This window comes from Falsiroseomonas ponticola, assembly GCF_016805305.1.
Classification (GTDB): domain Bacteria; phylum Pseudomonadota; class Alphaproteobacteria; order Acetobacterales; family Acetobacteraceae; genus Falsiroseomonas; species Falsiroseomonas ponticola.
Genome location: NZ_JAERQN010000022.1, coordinates 1 through 23,680, shown reverse-complemented (window position 1 = coordinate 23,680; position 23,680 = coordinate 1). Strand labels below are relative to the sequence as shown.

The following is a 23,680-nucleotide window of genomic DNA, read 5'->3' as shown; positions in this document are numbered from 1 at the left end:
CTGGTCCCCTTTTCCCTACAGCCGCTCGACGATCCGGAAGGCGCGGTTCAGCAGCGGGAAGCTTCCGCGCGCCGCGGCGGCCTCCTCGCCGGGCTGGTTCATCGCGCCCCAGATCGCCCGCCGGTTCGTCTCCGCGCGGGTGTCCGCGGTCTCTGGGATCCAGAGTGCGTCCCGCGCCGCACCGAGCCTCCGCACCAGATCCCGATGCGCGTCAGTCGCCTCGGCGCGCGAGAGCGCTGGCAGCGTGAAGGCCGCGAAGCGCGGGTTGGCCAGTGCGGGCACCACGAACTCGGCGCCGGTGAGCGGGTTGCGGTCGCGCTGGTCGAGCACGACCCGGCCCTCGCGCACGCCGTAGGCCATGCCGCGCCCGAGCCGCCAGAGCGGCCCGGCGGCGAGGATGCCGATGTCGATGGCCGGCAGCGACGCGTCGGCGACGTCGACCAGCAGGTAGCGCGCCGTCGCCGCGCCGCTGCGCAGCAGGACGACGTTGCCGTTGGCCTCGTCGCCTGTGCTCGCGGGCATCGCGCCCGTGTCGTGGGCGATGCCGGTCGCGTCGATCGAAGAGCCTGTGCCGGACAGCGCCAAGGCCTGCCCATTGGTGAGCCGGGCGGCGTAGACGCGGATCGCCCGGTAGAAGACCTGCCGCTCACCTGCGGTGATGTTGAGCCGGTTCATCGGCGGCATGACGACCGAGGCCGAGGCGCCGAGTTGGGTGCCGTTCTCGGCCGCGACCGCGTCGTTCGTCGCGGCCGCGATCGTCCCTCGCGTGATGACGCCGTTGGAGCGCGCGACGGCCGCCTGGAACTGGACCGCATTGGAGCGGACCACACGGTGGGTCAGGGTCACGCTGGTTGCGCTGGCGCCGGTGACACGGACCTGGATCGAGTCCACGTTGCTGCCGTTGTCGAGGCTGACATGCCCGACGAAGCCCGTCGCCGCCGTCGCAGCGGTCTGCTGCTCGACGTGCAGCGTTGCCGCGCCGGCCACCGCCACGGTGAGCGAGCCGCCGTCGACCGCCCGCGTCGCCGCCGCCGGCGTCCCCGCGGCGGGCAGGATCGGCATGGTCGGGAAGGCCCCGAGCTCGACCTGCGGCAGCGCCAGGCGGACAGTGACGTCGTGGGTGCCGGCGTTGAAGTTGAACGCCGCGAAGGGCCGGATGCGCGCGACGGTGGCGCCGCCGGAGAGCGTCATCACCTGCACGGCTCGCTGCGCGGCCAGCCGCCCGGCGCCGGGGACGGTCTGGTTCTCGAAGCCCTGGCGGACCACGGTCGCGGTGCCCGTCAGCTCGGCGATCCAGGCCTGGTGCGTGGCGATGCCGCCCGCCGCGACCGCCTCGAGCTTGGCGAAGTAGGAGTGGGCGAAGGTGTTGCCGTTGGCGCCGGCGATCGCCGAGGAGTCCTCGAACCAGACGTAGCCGCTGCCGGTGCCGGAGGGGACGGTCCCGGTGAAGCGCACGGCGACGTAAGGCATGCCGTTCTCGGTGCCGGTGCCCGCGATCTGCGCCGCGATGCCGTTGGCGCCGCCGATGGCCCAGTTCGTCGGGGCCGTGCCGGGGTTGCCGATCACCGCTCCCTCGGCCCGCGGGTTCCGCACCCCGTTGGTGCGCGCCGGCTCGATCAGCAGGCCGAGGCGGGCGAGCGTCGCCGGGTCGTGCGCGATCCGCCACTCCGAGCCGGAGGCGACGGCCAGGTCGCCGGCCGCGTTGAAGACCGTCGCCTCGCCGGTGCCGGCGCCGCCCCGGGTGCCGGACCAGCCGGTCATGGCCGAGGGCGTGGCGGCGAGGAAGTCGAGAGCGACGAGCGGCGTCGCCTCGACGAGCGCCTCCAGCGTCCCGAGCCGCCAGCGCGCGGTGGCGGAAGCGCTGAGGTTGGTGGAGATCAGCGCCAAGGCCTCCACCGGCGTCGCGGTGCCGAAGTCGACCAGGATGGACGCCGCCCCGCCGGTGAAGCGCGCGCGCAGCCGCGGCTGCGGGTCGCGGAGGTTGGCCGCGGGCATGCCGGCGGCGGTCGGCGTAAGTGCGGTGAGCGCGACGGCGTCGCGGACCCGCTCGTCGTGGAGGAAGGCGCCGGGCATCAATCCGATCCTGCGAGGATGATCTCGACGCGCCGCCCGGCCAGCGCCTCGCGCCAGCCCACGACGACGCCCGAGAGGCCGGCGTCGAGCCCGTAGGCCGGATAGGCGATGCGCCCGATCTGGCCGATCTCGATCTGGCCGAGGTAGCGGTCGGTGGTGACGGCGACGAGCCGCGGTCCCCGCTCGACCCAGTCGCGCCAGCGACCCGCGCGGGCGGTCGCGGCCGCCTCGGTGGCGTAGAGGCCGGGCAGCGCCAGGCTACGCTGCTGGGCGACGCGGCTGGTGACCAGGCTGCTCTCCGCCCGGGCGACAGACTGCGCGGCCTCGAGCCGTTGGCGGTCGGCGGCCGGCACGCTACCAGCCATGTTGGAGAGCGGCGACCAGTTGCGGCCCCAGGCGACCTCGACGACGCGCGGCGGCGGCTGGAAGGCGGCCGGCAGAGCGACGGGTCGGCACTCGAGGATCCAGGCCGCGGGGATGTCGAATTGCGGGACCGGGTCGCGGGCCAGCGGGTCGGAGAGGCGGAGCCGGCCGGTGCGGTCGCCGGCGAGGATGGCGCCACAGCCCGCCAGCACGGTCTCTGCCGCGGCCAGCGCGGTGGTCGGCGTCGCCGCTTGGTAGAAACCGATCGGGCCCGGCAGGTCGGCATCGGCCAGCGTCCAGGCGTCGGCATCGAACTCCGCCGCGCCGAAGCCTGGGCCGAGGGTCTGCAGCAGGCGGCGGAGCACGCCAGCGGTGGTCTCGACATAGCTCTCGCCGGCGTCGCCGCGGACGTCGCAGGTCACCGCGCCATCCGGGCTGGCGCCGACCTGGAAGCATCCCTGGACGGGCCAGTCGCGGGCCTGCCCGACGGTCGGCGTGCCGGCGACGAGGGTCTGGGCGACGCCGCGGATCCGCACCGCGTCATGCGCCTGCACCGCGCGCCAGGAGGACTGCCAGGTCGGCAGCGCGCCGGCGCCGAGATCGACGTTGCCGAGGAACACGGGGGCCGCGTTGAAGATCCGGCCCAGCGCGACGGGCTTGGGCTTGCCCTTGAGGTCGGCGCCGCCCTCGAGGCCACCGGTGCCCTGGTACAGGATCGGCTGCAGCGGGGTGTTGAGGCGGTCGGTGGCATCGGCGAGGGCGATGCGGGCGCGCTGGCCCTCGGTGCGGTCGACCGCGGCGACAGTGCCCGCGAAGACCAGCCGGGCCTGGGCCAGCGGCGTGCCGACGTCGGAGGCGCGCGGGCTGCGCACCTCGGCGAGCCGGACGGCGACGGCGCGGCCGGTGGCGGTGCCGTAGCGCGCGAGGTCGGCGGCGAAGCCGTCGCCATCCCAGATCTCGATCGCCGCGGCGGCGAGCGCGGCGCGGCCGCCGAGGCCGAGGGCGTCGACCGCAGTCTGGCCAACTTCGACATCGCCGAGCAGACGTGGCGTCCAGGGCGTGCTGGCGGGCGTGTCGGCCGGCGCGCTGGCGTAGCCGGCGGAGGCGATGCGCAGCGTGCGGAGGTTGCTCGGGCTGACGAAGGCAGCCGGCAGCGTCGCCGGGGCGAGCGCCGCGGCGGGGGCGAAGGCTTCCATGGATCAGCCTCCTGGCGTCAGCCGCCCTGGCCGCGGACCTCGATCTCGACGAGGACGACGACGGCGGCGGGCTGGCCGCCGGGGGTGAGGATGGGGCGCGTCGGCATGCGTCAGGCCGCCAGGATCGCGTCGGGGTCGAGGCCGAGCGCGGCGAGGAAGCCGCGCACCTGGACGTCGTCCTGGGCGATCGTGCTCGCCGCCTCCCAGCGTTCGCGTAGCAGCAGTTCGGCGTCGGAGAGCTCGGCATCGGGCCGGCCGATCTTGAGCGCAGCGCGGGCGTCGCGGAGCTTGCCGGCGATGCCGACGCGCTCGACAACAGTCAGCTTCGGGATCAGCGGTATGGGCGCCGGTCCTGGGTCGGGTGGCGCAGGCGGTGGCGGTGGATCGACAATCGTCACCTCCACCATGCCGCCGGCGCGGGCGATCGCCTCGACCAGCGGCGCCTCGACCGGCGCAGGCAGGCCGACCGAGGTGCGGTGCATCTCAAGCGCGGCGATGAATGCCTCCACCCTCTGCTCCAGCGTGCCGGCAAAGCCATCGTAGACGGCGCGCGCGATCTCGATGCCGGGCATGGCTCAGACTCCCGCGAAGAGGACATAGTTGCAGATCAGGGTGGGCGGCATGTTGGCGGAGCCGCCCGCGCCGGCGTTCTGGATGCTGATGCCGGTGGCGGCGGGGCCGTGGTTGTGGTCGCCGTTGCCCTGCACGAAGCTGCCGTCGCCGTAGTATTCCCAGGCCGCCCTGCCGTACTTGAAGACACCCTTCTCGATGAAGGTGACGGGGTTGGCGACGGGGTTCGCCGGCACCCAGCGGTAGGGGCCGTAGATTGGGAAGCCATCGCCGTCGGTGCCGTAGGTGTTGTCCCAATAGGTCTCCTGGCCGATCACCAGGCCGTGGCCGTGCCAGCCCGCGTTGCCGTGCCAGTGCGAGGGATCGTTCACGCCGTGGGCGTGCACCGGCATGCGCTCGTCACCGCCGCCCGCGCCCAGCGTCGAACCGGCGATGCCGCTGTTCCCCGCGGTCACGCGGTTCGCCGCCGTGCCGCCGAGGTTGTCCCGCCCGAAGATCGCGCGGCCGCGCAGGTCCGGCGTGCCGAAGGTGGTGCTGCCGTCGCCGGCGCCGAAGCTCGTGCCGATCGCCGCGAAGAGCGCGGCGTAGGCGCTGCGCGAGAGGTTCTGCCCATTCGGCCAGACGCAGAGCGGCGGCAGCGAGGTTCCAGCGATCGGGATCAGCTCACCGACGATGCGACCGAAGTTCTGCGGGGCGGCGAGCAGCGCGGTCCAGCCCGAGCCGGTGTTGAAGAGCTCGGCCGAGAAGCCCGGGTTCAGCGTGACGGTGGCGCCGCCGTTCACCGTCTCCGTGCCGGCGGGATCCACCACCAGGTCGGCCGTGCCGCTGTTGCGCACCAGCACGCCCATCCCCGGCGGGACGACGGCGACGGTCGGCAGCGCGAGCGTCGCCGGCGCCGCCCCCGTGAAGACCACGAGGTTGCCGAGGTCGGGGAGCGACAGCGTCGCACCGGCGGCGAGCGGGAGCACCTCGCGCGCGTTCGGCTCCAGCACCGCGAAGACGTCCTTGGTGCCGGCGGGCAGCGCGACCGGGTTCCCGGCGTTGCTGCTGGCGAGGACCGTGGCCCGGGTGAGCGCGCCGGGGCTGCCGCCGTCGAACTGGCCGTGGCCGATCTCGAAGCCGGTCGCCCAGGAGATGCAGTAGAGCACGCGGCGAGCGGTGCTGCCGAAGGTCGCCTGGAAGCCGCGCATCGCGGAGGCCGCGGCATTCAGCGCGAGCGGGCCGGTGCCGGTGGTATCCGTCGATTGCTGGGTGCGGTAGCCGAGGATCGGCATGGGTCCTCCTTGGAAGGAGAGGTCAGGCGACGCGGCGGAGCAGCGCCTCGTTCTGCGCGGTGAGGCGGCGCAGCTCGACGAGCAGAGTGCGGAGCACCTCGGTCTGCTGCTGGCCGGTGGAGAGGATGGCGAGCTCGACCCGGTCGGTGCCGGTGGCCTGCGCCTCGAGCAGCGCGGCGAGGTTCGCGGTGTCGGCGCCGGGGACGGCCTGGCGGATGGTGCTGGCGATGTCGGCGACCAGGCCGGCGTAGCGGTCAGAGGTGCCGAGGAAGTCGCGCGCGACCGGCAGCACGCTCTGCGCGAGGCGCGCGAAGTCGGCCACCTCCTCAGGCGTCGCGCCGTCGGCGAGCGTGCCGCGCGCGGCGTTCAGCGCCTGCAGCCCGGCGAAGTAGCGGGTCTCGGGGGCCAGCCCGCCGAGATCGCCGATGGTTAGCTGCTCCAGCAGGCCGCGCGCGGTGGACTGCCGTGCGCGCTCCTGCGCCAGCGCCTGCTGGTTGTAGCGCTCGACGATGGCGAGCCGCTCTCCGGCGAGCGTCTGCTCAAGGCGGGCGATGCGGTTCCAGTACTCCGCCGTGCCCTCCAGCCCGAGCTGGAACAGCGTCTCGCGGAGCTGCCGCACCTCCTCGCGCGCGGTGTTGTCGAAGGCGGCGAGATCGGCGCCGCGTTCGTCGCCGGCGAGCCGCAGCCCGCGGGCGGTGAGGTTCGCGTCGACGGCCTGGAGCCGGTTGGCGCGCTCCTCCTCCAGCCGCGCGATGCGCTCGGCGCGACGCGCGTTCAGGTCGGACTCCGAGAGGCCGAGATCCCGGGCGCGCGCCGTCGCCTCGTCGAAGGTCCGGTTGAGGTCCTCAAGCGCCTTGAGGAACCCGCTGACGCGATCCAGCTTGCTCAGCGTCTCGAACACGCCGCGGACCCAGTCGACGGCGTTCAGCGCCTCCTCGAGGCCGGCGCCGTGCGCGCCGAGCGTGCCGAGGGCGGTCTGGACGTTGGCGTTGCCGCTGCGCAGGCCGCGGGTGAGCGCGGCCCCGTCGAGCTCGCGCGCGCTGCGGCTGGCCTGGCCGAAGGCGATCGCGCCGCTGATCCCCTCGAAGCGCAGGTCGCGCTCGCGGATGGCGGCGTTGATGCGGTCGAGCTGCTCCTGCACCGCGGCGCGGGAGCCTGCCTCGTCCCAACGCTTGCCGCGGGCGGCGGTGATGACGAGCTGGCCGGCGTCGTTGACGCCGTAGAAGACGTCGCCGCCGGCGCGCTTGGCCATGCCCTTTTTGGTCGGGCCGAAGAGCGCGCCGCCGCCGCCGCCGATGGCGCCGCCGATCAGCCCGCCGATAAGCGTGCCGATGCCGGGGATGATCGAACCGATGGCCGCGCCGGCCAGCGCGCCCACGCCGGCGCCGATGGTGCCGCCGGGCCCGACGGTGCCGCGCATGCCGCCGACGATGGAGGAGGTCAGCATCCCTGCCCCGAAGCCTGCGGCGCTGCCGCCGAGCAGACTGCCGACGGTGGTGCCCATGCCCATGGAGCCGAGGGCGGAGCTCGGCAGCACGGGTCCGGCGACGCCGGCGGGCAGGGCCGCCGTGGCGGCCGCGCCGGAGGAGGTGGTCCAGAGCGTGGTGCCGAGCAGGCCGCCAGAACCAGTGAGGCCGAGGGAGGCGCCGAGGCCGGAGAAGAGCCCGCCCGCGCCCGTCAGGCCGAGGCTCTCGCCAAGCCCGGAGAAGATCGATGTCCCGGCAAGACTAGAGAAGCCAGAAAGCGCGCCGCCGGACGCCTCGTCACCGCCGCCTGCGAAGGCGCCAGCCAGCGTCGGCCGCGTCGTGCCGAACACCGCGTTGGCCAGCGGGTTCACCAGGCCGAGCTTGGCGAGGTCGGCCGCGGCGCTGGCGAGCACCGACTTGGCCAGGCTGCCGAAGTCGAGCGCCGCCTTGCCGCCCGAGGTGAAGGCGTTGACCAGTCCCTGGCCGATCCGGTCGAAGGCGTTCTCTCCGATGCGCGAGAAGGCGTCGCGCGACTGCTGCTCGAACCGCTCCACCTCTCGCCGCGCATCGTCCATGGCGCGCTCGCGGGCGCGGCGCGCCTCGGCCTCGCGGCGCTCCTGCTGCTCGCCCGCGCGCGCTAGCGCCGCCTGTACCGCGGCTGCGGGGAAGACGGTCTGGCCGGCTGGGGCGTTCTCGTACTCGACCTCGCGCACCCGGCGGCCCGTCTCGCGCGCGGTGTCGCCAAGCCGCTTGAGGGCGTCGTCGCGCTCGCGGTCTGCCGCGGCACGCAGGCGCTGCGCCTCCGCCGCCTCGACGGCGCCGCGCGACAGCAGGGCGTCGATGTCGCGGATCCGGGTGGCGTGCTCCTCGCGGATGCTGCGCTCGCGGTCCAGCGCCTTGCGCAGGTCGGCGAGGCTCGCCTCGTCGCGCCGGCGCTGGCCCTCGGCGCGTTGGCGCTCGGCTGCCTCCTGCTCGCCGAGGCGGCGGACCAGCGCCTCGCGCTCGATCTCCTCGACCTCGCGATTGAACCGCTCGAGCTCGGCGATGGCGCGCTCGCGGTCGGCGCGAAGCGGCGCGGCCTGGCGACGCAGCGTCTCCAGGATGGCGTCCTCGGGGACGGTGCGGCGCGGGTTCGCCTCGAGCGCGGCGATGCTGCGTTCGATCTCCGCTGCCTGACGGTCAGCGTTCGCCAGCCGCTGCTGCGCGGCCGCCTGGCCGGCCCGCGCGGTCTCCTCTGGCGTGCCGAGGCCGACCGCAACGCGGGTGCGGTCCACCGCGGCCGCCGCGGCCTGCGCCGCCCGGGCGATCGCCTGGGACAGGCCGAGGGCGCGGTCGAGGTCCGCCGCGAAGCGCGTCATCGCCTCGCCGAGGATCGAGAAGGACCGTCCCATGGTGGGCGGCAGCTTCTCGAACTCGGCATTGATGCGCTCGCCGGCGCGCAGCAGCGCGGGCATCACGACGTCAGCGGTTAGCTTGCCCTCCTCGCCCATCTTGCGGAGCTCGCCGACGCCGACCCCGAGCTGGCGCGCGAGCGCCTCGGCGAGCGTCGGCATGTTCTCCAGGATGGAGCGGAGCTCGTCGCCCTGCAGCTTGCCCGAGGCCAGCGCCTGGCCGAGCTGCATGACGGTCGAGGTGGTCTCGGAGGTGCTGGCGCCGGCGATGATGCCGGCCTGCTGCACGGTGCGGACGAGGGCGAGGACTTGGTCGTTGGTCGCGCCGACCTCGCGGGCGGCCAGCGCGAAGCGCGCGAAGGCGCCGGCGCTCTCGGACACGGCGACGCCGGTCTGCTGCGAGAGGCGGTAAAGGCCCTGGTAGGCCGCCTCGGCCGCGGCGACGGAGCCGGTGGCGGCCTGGAGGCGCGCGAGGGATTCGGTGGCCAGGTCGCCGGCGCGGGCGACCGCGACGCCGGCCGCGACGGTGCCGGCTGCGAGCGCGGCGATGGCGGTGGCGGCGAGCCCGGCGCCGGTGGCGACGCCCGCAAAGACCCGCTGCGCGCCGCCGAGGCCGACGCCCATGTTGGCGAAGGCGCGCACGGCGCCGTCCGACGCCGCGGCGAGGCCCTGCAGCGCCGGCTGGGCCGCGGCCGAGGCCGCGTCGATTCGGCGAAGCGCGCGCTCGCCGCTCTCGCCGACCTGCTCCAGCGCGCGGCGCGTCGGCTCGGCGTTGTCGGCGGTGAGGCGGATCGCGATGGTGCGGGCGGCGGACCCACTCATGCGCGGCGACCCAGCTCGGCGGCGAGCGCGCGCGCCAGGATGCCCGGCGCACGGCGGCGCACGGCCGCGACGTCGAGCCGCTTGCGGAGGCTGACTTGGCGCAGGAGGAAGAACATCGGGACGAACCCCTGGGCGAGGACTTCGCGGGCGCGGCGCTGCTGGCCGCGGCGGCGGCCGGTCAGGATCTCGGCGTTGGGCCCCACGAAGAGCCGCAGGCGACGGCCGCGGCGCGCGATGCCGCTGGCGGCGCGGACGCGCAGGCACCAGAGCCGGACGGACGGGTTGGACTTGGACCGGATGACGAAGGCCTCGCGCCGCGCGGCCTGCATCTGCGCGGGCGTGGCGCGGAGCCCGCCGCGGGCGGAGGCACCACGCCGTCCACCGGTGGCGTTGTAGGGCGTCGGGAAGGCGAGGTAGCGGCCGCCGCGGGCGACTACGGGGATGCCGCGGTCGAAGGCGTCGACGAGCTTGGGCGCGTTGGTCCAGACCAAGGCCGCGGGGCGCAGGGTGCGCGGGGCGGAGGCCGGCGGCGGGTAGAGGCTCAGGCGCCAGGCATTGGCGACGGCGCGGCCGCGGTCACTGAAGCCGGCGCCGCGGGCCTGGGCGCGGAGCTCGGCCTGAACCTCACGGCCGGCGCGCTCGACGCCGCGGCGCATGGCGCGCGCGGCGTCGCGGACCTCCGCCTCCATCGCGGCGCGGAGGTCGCCGCGGCGGAAGGAAGCGACCAGGAGCATCGGTCTGGCTCTCCTGGCGCGGCGTCACCTACTGCGATTAGCTGCCGATGCTGGCAGCATGCCGATCAATCGGTGATCACTGGAATTGTGGGACACCAAGCAGGCAGATTCGCTTGCACAACCGCTCTATCTTGCCTGCGGATACCGACTTCAATCAGCGTTAGCTCCGCCGTCTTATCTGCAGAACCTATCGTGATCGGCCAAACGTCGTGACTTCCGACACTAATCGTCGGTGCGTTCCCGCCAGGAAAACGTTTGGCGAGAAGCCTTGTTTCATTCTCTGGCTGCAACATCAGCGGCAGGTAAAAAGCACCGACTCGCGAAATCTGCTTCAGGATAAACCTCGGTAGCCCCGCGCTAGCAAGCGCATCGTTGACCTTTCGCAGTAGCGTGGTCTGTCCATGGTATCGGATTGCCCGAAGCTGTCCTGCACTGCCGGGCGTAACCGCAAAACGAAGGCGGTAGCCGTTCCCTCGCTCGCCAAAAACATCCCAAAGATGCTCACTTGGTTGAGGCTGGGTGAACGACAGATAGAACAGATCCGCAGCAGCCTGTGCTAGCGCCGGCTTGTGCGAACCTTTGGCATCGACATAGCCTTGAAGACCATGTTCAAGCGCGAACGTGTCGAGCTCGCCTTGATTCAGGCGAAGTGTGATTGGCGAGAGCCATAACTGCCCGCTCGACATAATTCCTTTGAAGCCGGTCCCCGTCGTGTAGTGGTCGAGGATGGTGGTCGCTCTTGTCTCCGGCATGTCGAAATCGAGGATGGCGCGGCTCAATCCATCGTAGGTGCTGAACTCGCGGATCGAGCGCTGTCCGACATAGATTTGCCGCATGTCCGGCTCCGGCACCCCGGCTGCGGCCAAAATCGGCTTGAGGATCTGGAGCGCGCAGTACGACCGGCGTGGGAGAGTGGCTTCAAGCGGCGTCATGTGCCTGGTCTGCAATCGAAGGCGTCCTGATGCCTCGGCGGCAATGCTGCGGAAACACTAGGGATTTGCTGGTGCTCGTGGTTCGCGCAAACGATCACCGTGGCAAGCTCCTGGAGGGAAGTCTCCGCGAGATTGGAAGCGGTAAACACGCTTCCAATTTCCCAACCATTTCGCCACGCGGCGATTAGCTTGTAAATGTTTCGCGCTCGGGGTCTGTGTCTGCGAGCGGCGTAGGCGCCTCAAGCTGACGTCCCGGCCGGGTCGCCTCACCCCTCGTTCAGCCTACGCTGCTCCGCGTCGAGCGCAGCGTCGATCCCGCCCAACGCCGAGAACCCGTCCACCACCCAAGCGGCCTGGTCGCCGACACCGCCGGCATCCGGCCAGTGTGCGATGCCACCCATCCCGCCGCGGCACGCCGCCCAGAGGCGCACGAAAGCATGCCATGGCTCGGCGACGGCAAGCCTGGGGTTCTCCGCCCAGGGCTCGCCGCCGACGAGCCAGTCGCCGCCGCCCTCAGGTCTCAGGTCGCCTTCGTAGGCGCCGGGATCTCGTGCGACGGCGAGGGCGCCCCGGAGTTTCCCTCCGCATCCCGCCCGGGCTGCATGAGGGTGCTGGCCCGCCAGCCCAGCGCTTCGACATCCTCCTGCGGCAGCGCGTCGAGCAGGTCATCGGGCACCATGCCGCGCGCTCGGCGGAACGGCGGCAGGCCGTCGCCCTCCCAGCCGCGGAGCGCGTGCCGGGCCGCGACCCAGGGCAGCGTGCCGAGGTAGCGCTGCCGTGCCGCCAGAAGCCCGGCGTAGACCGGCACCGTGGCGCAGGCCGCCTCGAGCGTGCCGAGCTGCACCTGCACATCGGCATCGTCCGGCGTCGCCTCCGAGGCGTCGATGACGGCGAGCAGCTCGCCCGCGTTGTCCGGCGAGGCTTCCCGAACGGCGGCGCGCAGCGCGTCGAGCATCTGCGCGTGCGAGGGGTAGATCCCGCCCTCGCGCGCCAGATCGGCACGGAAGGCCTGGCGCTCGCGGTAGGTCAGCGGCGCGACCAGGTAGCGGCGGTTCGCGACGCCGGGCGGCGCGAACCACTCGGCGTTGCGCCGCGAGAAGACGACGGTCATCGGGTTCTCCTTCAGAATTGCGCCAGGAAGAGCGGGCTGTCCGCCCCGTCGAGCTGGAAGGCGATGTCGAGCTGGCCGAGGCCGTCGCGCTCGCCAGGCCGCATGCCGGTGGCCTTCGCGGCCGGCGCGATCACGCAGAAGCGGTTGCCCGCGGTCACGCCGAGGATCGCCATCAGCGACATCGCCGTGCCCTGCCGAAAGGCGTTGAACAGTGCGACCGCGGTGGTGGTGTTCATCAGCGGATCGATCGAGCCGCGCGCGTCGCGCTCGACGGGCACGGCCGGGTCGTAGCCCTCGGTCGCCTCCGGGTTGTCAGGCAGGGTGACGCTGACGCCGGCCTCCAGCATGACGCGCCGGGCGCGGGCGACCTGCTGGTTCAGTTGGCAGCGCCCGCCGACGAAGCGCGGTGGCGTCGGGCGGATCGCGGTGTTCCAGCCGGTCGGCAGCGCGGCGGCTGCCTTGTCGAGCATCTGCGCGCGCAACTCGAAGACCAGGAAGCCGATGCCGCCGGTGGAGAGTTCGAGGCTCCAGGTACCGACCGCCCCGGTGAAGCGCCAGCGCAGCCCATCGGCGTAGAAGTAGAGCGTCGCCGTCCGGTAGACCGCCTCGTCCGAGGTCGGGCTGTAGAGCACGTGCGGCGGGATCTGCGCGAGGGTGGTGACCGTGCCGGCGGTTGCCATGGTCTCGCCGAGGGTGGCGACGCGGGCGGCGGTGTAGTCCGTGATGCCGGTGGTCAGCGTCCGGTCGCCCGAGAGCAGCAGCGGCATGCCGCGGTAGAGCTGCGCGGTGGCCGCGAAGGGCGTGGCGAGGGTGAGCGTGGTGGTGGTGCCGGCGGTGGCCGCGGTGGGCGCGCCAATCGCGGCAGCGGTGATGCCTTCGGCCATGGTGCAGCAGCGGAGCAGGCGGCCCCATTCCGGCGCGGTCGCGGCGGTGCCCGAGCCGCGGAGCGGGATGCGCAGGCGGATGCGCGGCTTGAGGCCGCCGACGATGGCGGGCGAGCGGTCGAGGGAGCCGGTGAGCTCGGGGTTCTCGACGACGACGGGGTCGAAGTCGATCTCGCAGTCGGCGGCGAGCCAGTCGGCGTTGGCGGGCGTGCCGCCGATGGCGTCGACGCCGCCGGTGGTCTCGATGCGGGCCGCGACGGCGGCAAAGCGCATGCGGACGAGGTCGATGCTCATCGCGCGGCTCCTTCAGAGGATAGGGTGGTCAGGACGACCAGGGGCCACCGGCCGGGCCGACGGCGAGGATCGTGAAGCGGGCGAGGAACTCGCCGGCTGGACGCGCGGAATCCTCGGCGTCGTAGAGGCGGAACTCCGCGCCCTGCTCGGCGACGTCGCCCAGGCCCGGGGTCGTAGGCGTCCAGCCGGCCAGCGCGGCAACGGTCCGGGCGTGCAGGAGCGAGAGCGCCTGCTCGGCCGCGAGGTCGGTGGCGCCGGCGGCGAAGCCCGAGACGCCGAAGCCGATGCGATAGTGGGTGCGGCCGGGCTCCTGGGTGTCGTCCGCCTCGAGGTCGTCGCCGCGCACCACCAGCCGCGGCAGCGTCTCGGCGTCGGTGTCGACGGGCGCACGGCGGGCCCGCTCGACGGCGACGTCGGGCAGCTGCGTCACCAAGCGATCGGCGACGGCAGCGAGCACGGCCTCGCGCAGCGGGACCGTGCCGCTCATGGCGAGCGCGCCAGGGAGAGGCGCCAGGAGAGGCCGAGCGGGTCGGGATCGACCTCCTCGACCTTCCAGGTCTCCGGCGGGGAAAGCCGGCGCAGCAGGTCGCCGCGCCGCGGGGTATCGGGCGCGAGTTCTGCGGCGCGCAGCGTCGCCTCCAGCGCCTGGGCGCGGCCACCAGGACCGCCGAGGCTCGCGACGTCGTCGGCCGGTGCGGACATCAACACGCGCACCGGTCGCCAGGCGCCGCCGGCTGCGGCCCGCCATTCCGCGTCGGTGCCCATGTTCGGGTCGGCGTGCAACGTGGCAAGGGCCGCGGCGAAGGCGCTCCCGCTCATCGCGCGCAGACAAGGCGCCAAGCGGTGCCGCTGGCATCCTGCTCGACCGAGAGCACCGTCAGCACCTCACCGCCGACGTCGAAGGTGTCGCCGGCGGCAATGGTGGGCAGCGTGGCGATCGCGGCGACCAGCACAGCGTCCTCATCTTCCGCGGGCTCCGCCAATACGACCCGCAGCGCGATCTGTGTTCCGATCCCCTGCGGCCGATAGGTGGCTGTGGTGCCGCGATCGGCATCGGCCAGGAGGTCGACGAAGCCGCTCACCGTGGCGGCTCCTTCGGCGCGTCCGGCAGCACGGTCTTGGCGGCCGCGGCGAGCGCGCCGAGCGCGGTGGCGATGCCGACCGCGCTGTCGGCGAGGTTGCGCAGGTCGATACCGGCGAGATGCGCCAGCAATACGATGGCGGCGAGCAGGGCGACGCCGGTGTGCGTGCCCTGCTCGCGCAGTCGCGCGAGGAGGTAGGTCACGGATAGGTCCTCCGATCGAGTTCGAAGTGCGGGCCGTCGGGAAAGGTCTTCCAGTCGCCGCCCCAGACCAGGGCGACGGATTCCTCCGCCGCTGCGGCCTTCATCGCTGCGGCGATTTTGTGCGCCAGCGGCCAGTCCCAGCGGACCTCGCCGGCCTCGGGCGCGCCGTCGCCGTCGTCGAGCCAGTAGGCGAGGTCGACGGCGTGGCCGGTGAGGTGCCGGCTGTTCATCGTCCGACTGGCGCCGATGGCGACCAGCCTGGCCTGGCGCTCCTTGGTCCTGAGGCCCTCGACCACGATGAAGGGCACAGCTAGCCGGGCCCGCTCGACGACGCGGACGAGGTCCGCGTGCACGCCGGCGAGGCGCTGTCGGTCCCGCTCCAGGAGCGGCGAGCGCACCGTCACGACCCCGAGGGCGGCACGCGGTTCAGCCAGACGCGAACCGTGGTGTCGGCGGCGAGCGCCGCGAGCGTCGCGATGCCGACCTGGAAGTTGCCCGCCGCGGTGGTGGTGATGCGGCGATTCGCGTTGTCCCAGAAGACGCGGGCGCCGGCGGTGATCGCCAGCGCCGGTTCCTTGGTGATGTCGAAGACGCCCTGGGTCTGGGCCTCGATGACGGCGTTCTGCGCGCCGTCGACGGCGGCCACGCCGAAGAGCGCCCCGACCAGCACGCCCTGGCCGGAGGTGACGCCGCCGGCATAGGGAACAGCGACCGCCAGGCTGTCGCCGGGCTGGATGAAGTTGCGCATGGGGATGCGATCTCCTGAACGCAGCAGGGGCGCCCGACCGGATCATCCGGTGGCGCCCCTGCTGCTGGTGCTGGAAGGAAGGATCAGGTGCCGGCGTTGAAGTAGCCGCCGCGCCAGTCGATGGCGCCGACACCGAAGTCGAAGATCACGCTGACCTCGACGCCATCGACGCCGGACACCGGCCCGGTGGTGACCTGCGGCCCCTCGGCGCCGTTGAGGTAGCCGTAGACGTAGACCGGCGCTGAGACCGGATCCGCGAAGAGGTACCAGCGGTTGGCCGGGATCAGCGGCTCGACCAGCGGCTGCACGAAGCCGGCGTAGACATTGGCGTTGCTGGTCTGCGTCGCCGCCACGCTCACCGTCAGCTGCCGCGCGGCGAGTTCCTGGTTCGGCCCAACCAGCAGGCGCATAGAGGAGCCCACCGCGATGGGCAGACCGTCGAGGGTCTTCTGGCGCATCACCGCGGCGCGGCCGACCGCGAGGTTGGTCAGGTCGAGCGCGGTGCCGGCCGCCGCCTTGTTGGCCCGTGCCGCGGCCGTGCCGAACACTGCAGCCGCGCCGGTGGTGAGCGTCGGGCCGTCGCCGTTGGCGCTGTTCAGCAGGCCGTAGGCGGTGGCGTTCTCGAAGTCGGCGACGCGCCGGCCGATCATGCTGGCGAAGTCGGTGAAGGCGCCGAGGTCGTCGTTCACCAGCATCTGCCGCGTGACGCGGATGCGCCGCGCGAAGGTCACCAGCGAGACCAGCTCCTGGCTCTCGGACATGGTGCCGGCCTGGATCTCGCCGTTCTCGGAGAGCGGCGTCAGCACCGGGAAGTCGCCGATGCGCAGGTGGCGGTGCGGCTTGAAGTCCCGGAAGTCCCGCCGGAGGAAGATCTGCCGGTAGGTCGGCTGCGCCGGCTGGTAGGCCGCGAGCAGCATCTTGTTGGCCGCGGCCGAGAGCAGTGCCGGGAAGTCGGAGGTGGTGTGGAAGGCGCGTTCGGCGAGCAGGGTGGTGTTGCGCGGCGGGTTGCGGTCGCCGCCGGCGCGGAGCAGCTCGGCGATCATGTCGGAGGGGCGCCAGCCCATGAACTCGGCATGCCGACCGTTCCCCTGCGGCTGGTAGCCGGGCATGGCGCGGGCGGCGATCGCCTCGGCCATGGCATCGCGCAGCGCGGCCCGGTCGTCCTGGCCACCGCCGCTGGGCTGGGCGGGAATGGTGGTCGGGCGCGGCGCCGTGACCAGCGCGTCGAAGAGGGCGCGGCGGGCCTCGTCGGGCGACCATCCACGCTCGATCGCCTCGGCGCGGAGCGCGGTGATGCGGTCGGCCGGCAGCAGGGCCCGTGCGGCCTCGACTGCGGCATCGATCCCGGCAATGCGGGCGCGTTCGGCGCGCGTGGCCTCGAGGGCGGCGTCGGCGGCACGGCTGGCCTCCGGCGCGGGGATGGGCGGCGTGGTGGCCACGGGCGGCTCCTGGGTCGGGGTTGCGGGCGACGGCGCGGCAGGCGGCGCCGACGGGGTGGCCGGCTCGGCCGGCGTCGTCTCGGGCATGATGGGGTCCTCGGTCAGGGCAGGTTCGATGGCGATGGCGGGAGTGCCCTGCGGCTCCTCGCTCCGCACCGCGGCGGCCGCATCCACGGGGATGGGCACGACCGAGATCTCGAAGGGCTCCCAATCCACCGCGCGGTGGACGGTCCCGCCGGTGGCCGGATCGGGCCGCGGCTCGTAGCGATGCACGCGATAGCCGACGCTGACGCTGCGCAGCGTCCCGTCAGCGATGCGCTGCCAGAGCGGCTCGACGTCGGCGGCACCGCTGAACTGCAGCGTGGCGTAGCCGCGGCCGCGCTCGAGGCGCGCGGCGATGACGCGGCCGAGCACGTCGCGCGCATCCAGGCTGCGGTGGGTGTTCAGCACCGGCGCATTGCCGGAGCGCAGCGCGTCCATGCGCACCGCGGTGGGCGCCATGTCGAGCTCCTCGGTGATCAGGCCGAGGGCGGGCACGAAGTTGCGGGCGCGGGCGCCGGTGGACCAGACGACCTCGACGGTGCGGGCGGCGCGGTCGACGGTGGCGGGCGCCGCGACGGCGCGCTGGGCCACGATCGATTGCCCATCGGCGGGAACCGGCACGGCCGGAGCGGGTCGATCGGGCGCAGCAGCGGGCTCCGGCGCGGGGTCGCCCCCGCCCGGGTCAATCGGTTCGGTCATGGATCAGCCTTGCTGGGGTGTGTCCGGCCGCGGCGGGGCGGCCGCACCCGTCGCCGCGATCTCGACCGCCGCCATCTGCGCCGCGTCCTGCGCGGCGCCGCTCTTGGCGACGCGACGAGGATCGGTATCGAGCGACAGCCCGGCATCGTCGAGCAGGGCGTTCGCCTCGCGGATCATCTCCACCGCTTGGCGGAAGTCGTAGCCGAAGGCGCCGGCGGCCTCGGGCTGCGGCACGAAGCCGGCGCGCACCTGGGCGATCAGCGCCGTGGTGTCCTTCAGCGGGTCGATCATCTCGTGCGCCGGCGGGACGTGGCTGACGCCGTCGGGCATCTCGGACCCCCACAGCCCGAGCAGCGCACCCTGGGCGTGGAAGCGTTCGGCGATGGGCCGCACCAGCATCGGGATCAGCATCCCGTATTGCACCTGCTCGCAGAGGCGGCGGAACTCGATCTTGCCGGCGCGTAGGCTGGAGTAGTTGGCCTGGGTCAGATCGCCGGAGACCTGGTCGTAGGTCAGCCCGGCGCCCACGGCGGCGGCTTCGAGGGCCCGACGGGCGAAGGCGGCATGGCTGCCACCCCCGCTCGGGTTCACCACCTCCACCGAGCCCATGCCGCGCCGGTAGAGGATCATCCCCGGCTCGAAGCTCTCCACCGTGCGGCCCTGCGCGTCCCGCAGCAGGCCCGACGCCGCGCCCGTCAGCGCCTCGTCGCCCTCTTCGGAGACCACCGCGGCGAGGCAGGCCTCGATCTTGGCCTTCATGAGCAGCGCGCCCTCGTAGTCGCCGAGGTCGCGCAGCCGGGTCAGCACCGGGGCCAACCACGACACGTCCCGCAGCTGGCCCGGGCGGCGCTTGCGGTAGATGTGCAGCACGTCGGTCGCCGCGACCGGCTCGCTGGTCAGGCGCCCGCCTGAAGGCAGCAGCCAGGAGGTGCCAGGATGCACGCGATGGAGCCAGTAGGCGATCGGCTCCCCGGCCTCGCCGAGCGTGATGCCCTGCAGCGTCGGCGTGCCCGCGACCATCCCGTTGCGGGCCGTGTCGAGATGGTCGGCTTCCAGCACCTGCAGCCGTAGCCCGACCGGGTTGGCCGGCGTCGGCACAGTGGGCAGCAGGCGCACGAAGCACTCCCCGCTCTCCACGACGGCGCGCATCGCCAGCGCCTGGATGCCGTAGAGATCGAGGGTCGCCTCGGCATCGCAGGCCGTGCCTTCCGACCAGCGACGCCAGGCCTCGGCATGGGCCTTGTCCGGCCAGCGGGTGGTGATGCCGGCGCCGACCGCGTTGCCGGTCCAGAGGTCGATGATGCGGGCGGCGTAGGGGTCGTTGCGGACGGCATCGCGGGCCCGCCGCGCGACGGTGGGGGCGGCCGCGCCGACTTCGGCCGTCGCGCTGCTGCCCGACGCCGCCCAACTCGAGGCGCGGCTGTCCTGCGCCGCGGCATAGCCGCGCAGCGCGTTCCAGGCATCACGGATCCGCCCCATCACCTGCTTCCCCCGCGGGAGAAGCTGGCGAAGGTCACGCCGGGACGACGCGCCGCCGCCATCTCTGCCCCGCGGAGCACGGCCAAGGCGCGGCCGAGCTCATCGAGCGAGCGGTACTCCACCGTGCGCCCGTCAAAGGTCACGCGTGTCGTGCCGCCTGTGAAGGCGGCAGCCAGCACGGCGGCGCGGCTGCTCGCCGGCTGCGCCAGCGCCCAGGCGAGGACGGCCGGGTCCATCAGGACATCGCCTCGGTGTAGAGGATAGAGGCGGCGACGTTCGCGGTGCCGCCGAGGCTGGTCGCCACCAGGCTGAGCGTGTCGGGCGTGCTGCCGAGGATGCTCGTGCCGAGCGCCTGGATCTGCCGCAGGTCGAAGGTCTGCACGCCCTGGCCACCGGCCGGGGTGTAGCAGGCGAAGACCACCTGGCCGCCGGTTATGGTCGCGGCGGTGGTGTCCTGCTGCGAGAGGCTGGCGCCGCCGAGGTCCGTCCAGGCCGGCGTGGCGAGCGTGCCGTTCAGGACCAACTCGAAATAGGCCGCGGCGTCGCTGCTGATGATCAGCTGCTGCGGCACGAGCTGGCCGCGCCCGGGCAGGCCGATCTGGAAGGTGGTGCCGGCCGCCGGCGCCGGGCTGAAGGGCGCGGCGCCGAGCGTCAACGGGTTGTCGCAGGTCAGCACCGTGGTCGTATTGGTCGTGACCCGGGCCATCTGGCCGGCGCCGGTGCCGCCCGTCAGCAGCACGTATCGGCCGCGCCATTGGTTGACCGTCCAGCCGGAGGCGGTGACCGAACCTGCCGCGCCGGCCGTCGCGGTGCCGCTGGTCTCGATGACGCCGAGCGGTCGGATGCGGGAGGCCAGGATGGGCCGGCGCGTCGTGACGGCGACGCGGGCGGGGTTGGCGTGCGGGAAGGTAAAGCCGCGCTGCTCGTCGAAGCCGCCCTCCACCACCACCGAGACGCCCCAGTGCCAGAAGGACAGCAGGCCGGTGCCGGAGGCGCGGCGGATCTCGTAGCGGCACGGCAGGTTGCCCGTGCGGCACCAGGGCAGCGTCTGGCCGGCGACGTTGGCGCCGTCGAAGGCGTGGCACCAGATAAGCTTGCCCGACACGATGAAGCCGAGCCGGGCGCGGCCGGCGCCGTACCAGGCGTAGTCGATCACCGCCATTTGGATGCGGGTCGGGTCGATGGTCCGCCCGGACCGCCCGGTGCCGCCGAGCGCGTCCAGCGTCCAGTCGCGCTGGGCGACCCGGGTGTCGACCACGCCGTTGCCGGTGTTGGTCCGGCGCACCGCCCAAAGGCCGGTGCTGTCCTGCTCGAAGAACACGCCGTTGTCGCTGTCGAACATCCCGACCCGGCGGGTGATGCCGGTGGCCGGCGCGCCGAACAGCACGGCGGCGGAGGCGTAGAGGCCCTTGCTGGGCTGGTAGCGGAAGTAGGGCTTGGACTGGCGGATGGCGACGTCGCCGGCGGCGGTCACGTCCATGCGCACGCCGCCCTCGATGGGGCGGTGGCCGATGGCGGCACTGCCGTTGGTGAAGTTCTCCCAGCGCAGCGTCTGCAGGCCATACTCGAAGTCGACGTCGTAGACGTTCTGGCCGCGGCCGATCTTGAGGCGGCCGGAGGGGTCGAGCAGCTCGGCCGGAAAGCCGACCGGGACCGCGCCCCAGTCCTGGTCGTAGGGCAGCATGGACATCGGGAACTCCGATCAGCGCAGCCAGCCGCCGCGCGGGGCGAGCCAGGAGCGTGGGCGCGTGGTGTCGGCCGGCGCGGCGCCGGACGAAGGAGCAGTCGGCACCGGGACGGGTGGTGGTGCGGTCAGCGGTGCGTCGGCCGCCTCGTCGCGCAGCCGTGACCAGAAGTGCTCGCCGTAGCGGTCCGCGCCGAGCAGCCAGAGCGCCGCGCGGGCCAGCACCGCGCAGTCGAGCGCCTCGTTCCGCTCGCGCAGCTTGGCCCATTCCTGCCGGGCGAAGCCGCGCCGGTCCTTGGTGGTGCGCAGCTGCTCGGCGACCAGCTGCTTGATCCATTCGACCTCAATCGCCCGCGGCAGATGCACCCAGCCGGGCGGCAGCTCCTCCGCGTCACCGCGGCCGAGCCAGAGCCGGCGATAGAGATCGGCCTTCCAGGTGGAGACCGACACCGTCCACAGCTTGAGGCCACGCCGCAGCTTCTGGCCGTTGACCAGCGCATCCACGGGCGTCGGGCCCTGGACCGGCTGCGCCCGGTTCCAGCCGTCGATCCCCTTCGTCGGCGCGATCCGCGGATCCCGAAGGCGCCGCAGATGGCCATAGACCGCCGCCGTGTCGCGGCCGCCGGTGTCGACGCAGAGCCGGGCGATACGCATGGCGCCACCGCCCTGACGCGGCCAGTCCCGCGCCAGCACGCGAGCGAGTTCATCCCACGACTCCCGGTCGCGCGGGCTGCCGGGGATCACCACGTGGTCGACGAGCCAGGAGGTGAAGCCTTCCGCCCAGCCCCACACATCGCATTCCAGGCGATCGTCCTGCACGTCGACGCCGGCGGTGAGCACCAGCGCGCCCGCAGGCACGACGCCCATCCGGAAATCCTCGCGGCGCTCGACCAGGCGCTCCCAATCCGGTGCCTCGCCCTGCTCCTGCCAGGTCTCGCCCAGCACCGTGTTCTTGAAGGTCTTGATGTCCTCGGGCTTGCCCTGCGCCGCCTCCCAATCGCGGGCGATCTGCGCCCAGGAGAGCCAGCCCACCGGCGAGTAGAGTGCCGAGATGTGGAAGCCGATGGTGTGCGGGTCCTGGCCTTCCGCTGTCGCGCGCCATTCGCCTCCGCCCAGCATGGCGGTCTTGTCGTGCTCCTGCATCGGGTGGTCGCAGGCGATGCAGTGATACCGCGCCGTCTCCGGCGCGCCCTTGTCCCAGAGCAGCCGCTCGAAGCGCAGCCACTGCATCTCGCCGCACGCCATGCACGGCACGAAGAACCGGCGCTGGTCGCTGGCCAGATACTCGCGCTCGATCCGGCTGCGGCCGGCGATGGTCGGCGTGCTGACCAGGAACGCCTTGCGCCGCCAGCCGAAGGTGCGTGCCCGCGCCTCGGCCAGCGCGATTGGATCACCCTCGCCGGCAACATCGCCGGGATAGGCATCCACCTCATCGAGGAACAGGAACCGCGCTGTCATCGAGCGCAACCCGACCGCGCTGTTCGCGCCCGTCAGCACCAGGATGCCGCCGGGGAATTCTTTCGACAGCATGGTGTTGCCGCTGTCGCGCGCGCGCGCCGGCGCGACACGTTCCCGCAGCGCAGGCGTTTCCTCCAGCAGAGGGTCGATGCGCTGGCGCGAGAAGCGCTTGGCCAGCTCCACGGTCGGCTGCACCGCGAGCGCCGGCGCCGGCACGTGGTGCATGATGTAACCGAGCCAGTTATTGCCGCTCTCGGTCGCGCCGACTTGGGCGCCCTTCATGAACACGACGCGCCGGGCGGGATGCACGGCCGAGAGCGCGTCCATCACGTCCTTCAAGTAGGGCGTGCGGCTGGTCCGCCAGGGGCCCGGTTCGGCCGAGGCGCGACTGCCGAGCATGCGGTGGCGCTCGGCCCATTCCGACACGGTGAGCTGCGGCGGCGGCCGGAGCATGGCGCCGACACGCCGGCGCACATGCTCACGGCTGCGGAGCCCGGTCCCCTCCGAGGCCTGCTGGATCGAAGCGATCGGCCGCCTCCGTCAGCAGGTCGTTGATGTGGCTCTGCAGGATGGTCTGCAGCAGATGCGGGTCGACGCTGATCTCGGCGGCGATCAGGCCGGCGACGCGGGCAGGCCAGTTCAGCAGCGCGTCGCGCATCGTGCTGCCGATCTCATCCAGCGCGGCATTGGCCTCGGTGACGTCGAGCAGGCGCCGCTTGGTCTCGTCCAGCGAGAGGCGCTGCGCCTCCACCTTGAGCGCGAGCTGTGCAACCTTCAGCCGGGCGAACGGCGTGCCCTCAGCGCCGGCACCATTGGCGAGCGGCGACCGCACCGGGTCGGCGGTCTCCACCAGGCGGCGACGGGTCTTGTCGATGTCCCAGCTGCCGTCCGGCTCGCGGGCTATGCGGCCAGCGCGTTCGGCCTTGTGGATGGCGGTGTCGCTGACGCCGAGGCGCCGTGCGGCCTCACGTGTGGAGGCGGTCAGTTCCGGCATGGCGGCGACCTCCCGCCGCACGTGACGCTCATCACGAGCAAGGGCCCGCTACCTGCCGGCGGCGGGCCCTCGACCCGTCCGGCCCGGGTGTCAGGCCGGCAGGTGGTAGACCGTGTAGGAGCCGCGGGCGCCCTCCTTGTTCGGGCCGACCTGGCGGACCCGCTCCAGCACCTGGACCTCGATCCCCTGGCGCTTCTTCAGGCCCGCGAAGAACCCGCGGACCGTGTGCGCCGCCCAGCCGGTGGCCTCGGCGATCTGCCCGACCGTCGCCCCCTCGGGCCGGCGCAGCATAGCCAGCACCTGCTCCTGCTTCGTGCCCTCGCGCGGCTTGCGCGGCGCGCCGGGCTCGCGAGCGACGCGGGCGGGCTTGCCGGCCAGCAGGGCGCGCAGGGCCTCCATCGGCGCGTCCAGGGCACCGATCATGTCGCCCGTGCGATTGCCCTCGTCGTCCCAGGCGTCGAGGACCCGCTGCGCGGCGTCGCGCAGGCTCGCGCGCGGGGCGGGCGTGGGCGCGGCCTGGGCGGCTTCCGGCGCCGGGGCGTCCTCACCCTGCGGCGCCGGTCCCTCCGCGTCCGTGGGCGCCGTGTCGGCCAGCGTCGCGGCGGCGTTCGCGGCAGCCCGGCGCTCGGCGTTGCGGCGGGCGATGGCCTCGGCGCTCTGCTCGTCCTCCTCCGCCGCGTCGCCCGCGTTCGGGTCGATGCCGATGGCGCGGAGCCCCTCGTCGGTGATGCGCGCCACGATC

22 protein-coding genes are annotated in these 23,680 nt (G+C 73.2%); all 22 read right to left on the bottom strand.

Annotated features, from left to right (window positions below; all coding sequences use genetic code 11):
* Positions 1–15: 15 nt before the first annotated feature.
* The gene (locus JJI54_RS31085; RefSeq protein ID WP_203077312.1) at positions 16–2,073 is read right to left on the bottom strand and encodes a hypothetical protein; all 2,058 of its coding nucleotides are present in this window, start codon (positions 2,071–2,073) and stop codon (positions 16–18) included.
* Complete coding sequence (locus JJI54_RS31080) at positions 2,073–3,632, bottom strand: hypothetical protein (protein ID WP_203077311.1); 1,560 nt, start codon at positions 3,630–3,632, stop codon at positions 2,073–2,075. The genes JJI54_RS31085 and JJI54_RS31080 overlap by 1 nt, the downstream gene beginning before the upstream one ends.
* A gap of 110 nt (positions 3,633–3,742) precedes the next feature.
* Positions 3,743–4,204: a hypothetical protein gene (locus JJI54_RS31075; RefSeq protein ID WP_203077310.1), complete on the bottom strand. Its 462-nt coding sequence runs from the start codon at positions 4,202–4,204 to the stop codon at positions 3,743–3,745.
* A gap of 3 nt (positions 4,205–4,207) precedes the next feature.
* A complete protein-coding gene (locus JJI54_RS31070) occupies positions 4,208–5,476 on the bottom strand; it encodes a phage tail protein (RefSeq protein ID WP_226382279.1) in 1,269 nt (422 codons plus the stop codon).
* Between the two features lie 22 nt (positions 5,477–5,498).
* Positions 5,499–9,155 carry a tape measure protein gene (locus JJI54_RS31065; RefSeq protein WP_203077309.1) on the bottom strand — a complete coding sequence of 1,219 codons (3,657 nt, stop codon included), beginning with the start codon at positions 9,153–9,155 and terminating at the stop codon, positions 5,499–5,501.
* Positions 9,152–9,889, bottom strand: a complete 738-nt coding sequence (locus JJI54_RS31060; protein WP_203077308.1) for a DUF6441 family protein — start codon at positions 9,887–9,889, stop codon at positions 9,152–9,154. Before JJI54_RS31060 ends, JJI54_RS31065 begins: the two co-directional genes overlap by 4 nt.
* A 65-nt stretch (positions 9,890–9,954) precedes the next feature.
* Positions 9,955–10,821, bottom strand: coding sequence for a hypothetical protein (locus JJI54_RS31055; protein ID WP_203077307.1), 867 nt, complete (start codon positions 10,819–10,821; stop codon positions 9,955–9,957).
* A 520-nt stretch (positions 10,822–11,341) separates the two neighbouring features.
* A complete protein-coding gene (locus tag JJI54_RS31050; protein WP_203077306.1) occupies positions 11,342–11,932 on the bottom strand; it encodes a hypothetical protein in 591 nt (196 codons plus the stop codon).
* Between the two features lie 11 nt (positions 11,933–11,943).
* Positions 11,944–13,110, bottom strand: coding sequence for a hypothetical protein (locus JJI54_RS31045; RefSeq protein ID WP_203077305.1), 1,167 nt, complete (start codon positions 13,108–13,110; stop codon positions 11,944–11,946).
* Positions 13,111–13,138: 28 nt separating this feature from the next.
* On the bottom strand, positions 13,139–13,597 hold the full coding sequence (locus JJI54_RS31040) for a hypothetical protein (RefSeq protein ID WP_203077304.1): 459 nt from the start codon (positions 13,595–13,597) through the stop codon (positions 13,139–13,141).
* A complete protein-coding gene (locus JJI54_RS31035; protein WP_456305622.1) occupies positions 13,594–13,929 on the bottom strand; it encodes a head-tail joining protein in 336 nt (111 codons plus the stop codon). The genes JJI54_RS31040 and JJI54_RS31035 overlap by 4 nt, the downstream gene beginning before the upstream one ends.
* Positions 13,926–14,192, bottom strand: a complete 267-nt coding sequence (locus tag JJI54_RS31030; protein WP_203077302.1) for a head-tail joining protein — start codon at positions 14,190–14,192, stop codon at positions 13,926–13,928. The genes JJI54_RS31035 and JJI54_RS31030 overlap by 4 nt, the downstream gene beginning before the upstream one ends.
* Positions 14,189–14,395, bottom strand: a complete 207-nt coding sequence (locus tag JJI54_RS31025; RefSeq protein WP_203077301.1) for a hypothetical protein — start codon at positions 14,393–14,395, stop codon at positions 14,189–14,191. Before JJI54_RS31025 ends, JJI54_RS31030 begins: the two co-directional genes overlap by 4 nt.
* Positions 14,392–14,793: a M15 family metallopeptidase gene (locus tag JJI54_RS32530; RefSeq protein WP_318987617.1), complete on the bottom strand. Its 402-nt coding sequence runs from the start codon at positions 14,791–14,793 to the stop codon at positions 14,392–14,394. The genes JJI54_RS31025 and JJI54_RS32530 overlap by 4 nt, the downstream gene beginning before the upstream one ends.
* Before the next feature lie 2 nt (positions 14,794–14,795).
* Entirely contained in the window at positions 14,796–15,143 is a 348-nt protein-coding gene (locus JJI54_RS31015; RefSeq protein WP_203077300.1) for a DUF2190 family protein, read from the bottom strand.
* Between the two features lie 83 nt (positions 15,144–15,226).
* Positions 15,227–17,323: a prohead protease/major capsid protein fusion protein gene (locus JJI54_RS31010; protein ID WP_203077299.1), complete on the bottom strand. Its 2,097-nt coding sequence runs from the start codon at positions 17,321–17,323 to the stop codon at positions 15,227–15,229.
* A 3-nt stretch (positions 17,324–17,326) separates the two neighbouring features.
* Entirely contained in the window at positions 17,327–18,802 is a 1,476-nt protein-coding gene (locus JJI54_RS31005) for a phage portal protein (protein ID WP_203077298.1), read from the bottom strand.
* Positions 18,802–19,038, bottom strand: coding sequence for a phage head-tail joining protein (locus tag JJI54_RS31000; RefSeq protein ID WP_203077297.1), 237 nt, complete (start codon positions 19,036–19,038; stop codon positions 18,802–18,804). Before JJI54_RS31000 ends, JJI54_RS31005 begins: the two co-directional genes overlap by 1 nt.
* Entirely contained in the window at positions 19,038–20,492 is a 1,455-nt protein-coding gene (locus JJI54_RS30995) for a hypothetical protein (protein ID WP_203077296.1), read from the bottom strand. The genes JJI54_RS31000 and JJI54_RS30995 overlap by 1 nt, the downstream gene beginning before the upstream one ends.
* A 12-nt stretch (positions 20,493–20,504) precedes the next feature.
* Positions 20,505–22,397, bottom strand: a complete 1,893-nt coding sequence (locus JJI54_RS30990) for a phage terminase large subunit family protein (RefSeq protein ID WP_203077295.1) — start codon at positions 22,395–22,397, stop codon at positions 20,505–20,507.
* Between the two features lie 25 nt (positions 22,398–22,422).
* Positions 22,423–22,938: a MerR family transcriptional regulator gene (locus tag JJI54_RS30985; RefSeq protein ID WP_203077294.1), complete on the bottom strand. Its 516-nt coding sequence runs from the start codon at positions 22,936–22,938 to the stop codon at positions 22,423–22,425.
* A 90-nt stretch (positions 22,939–23,028) separates the two neighbouring features.
* Positions 23,029–23,680 (bottom strand): DUF3489 domain-containing protein (locus JJI54_RS32525; protein WP_226382278.1); only part of this gene is annotated, 652 nt, incomplete at its 5' end.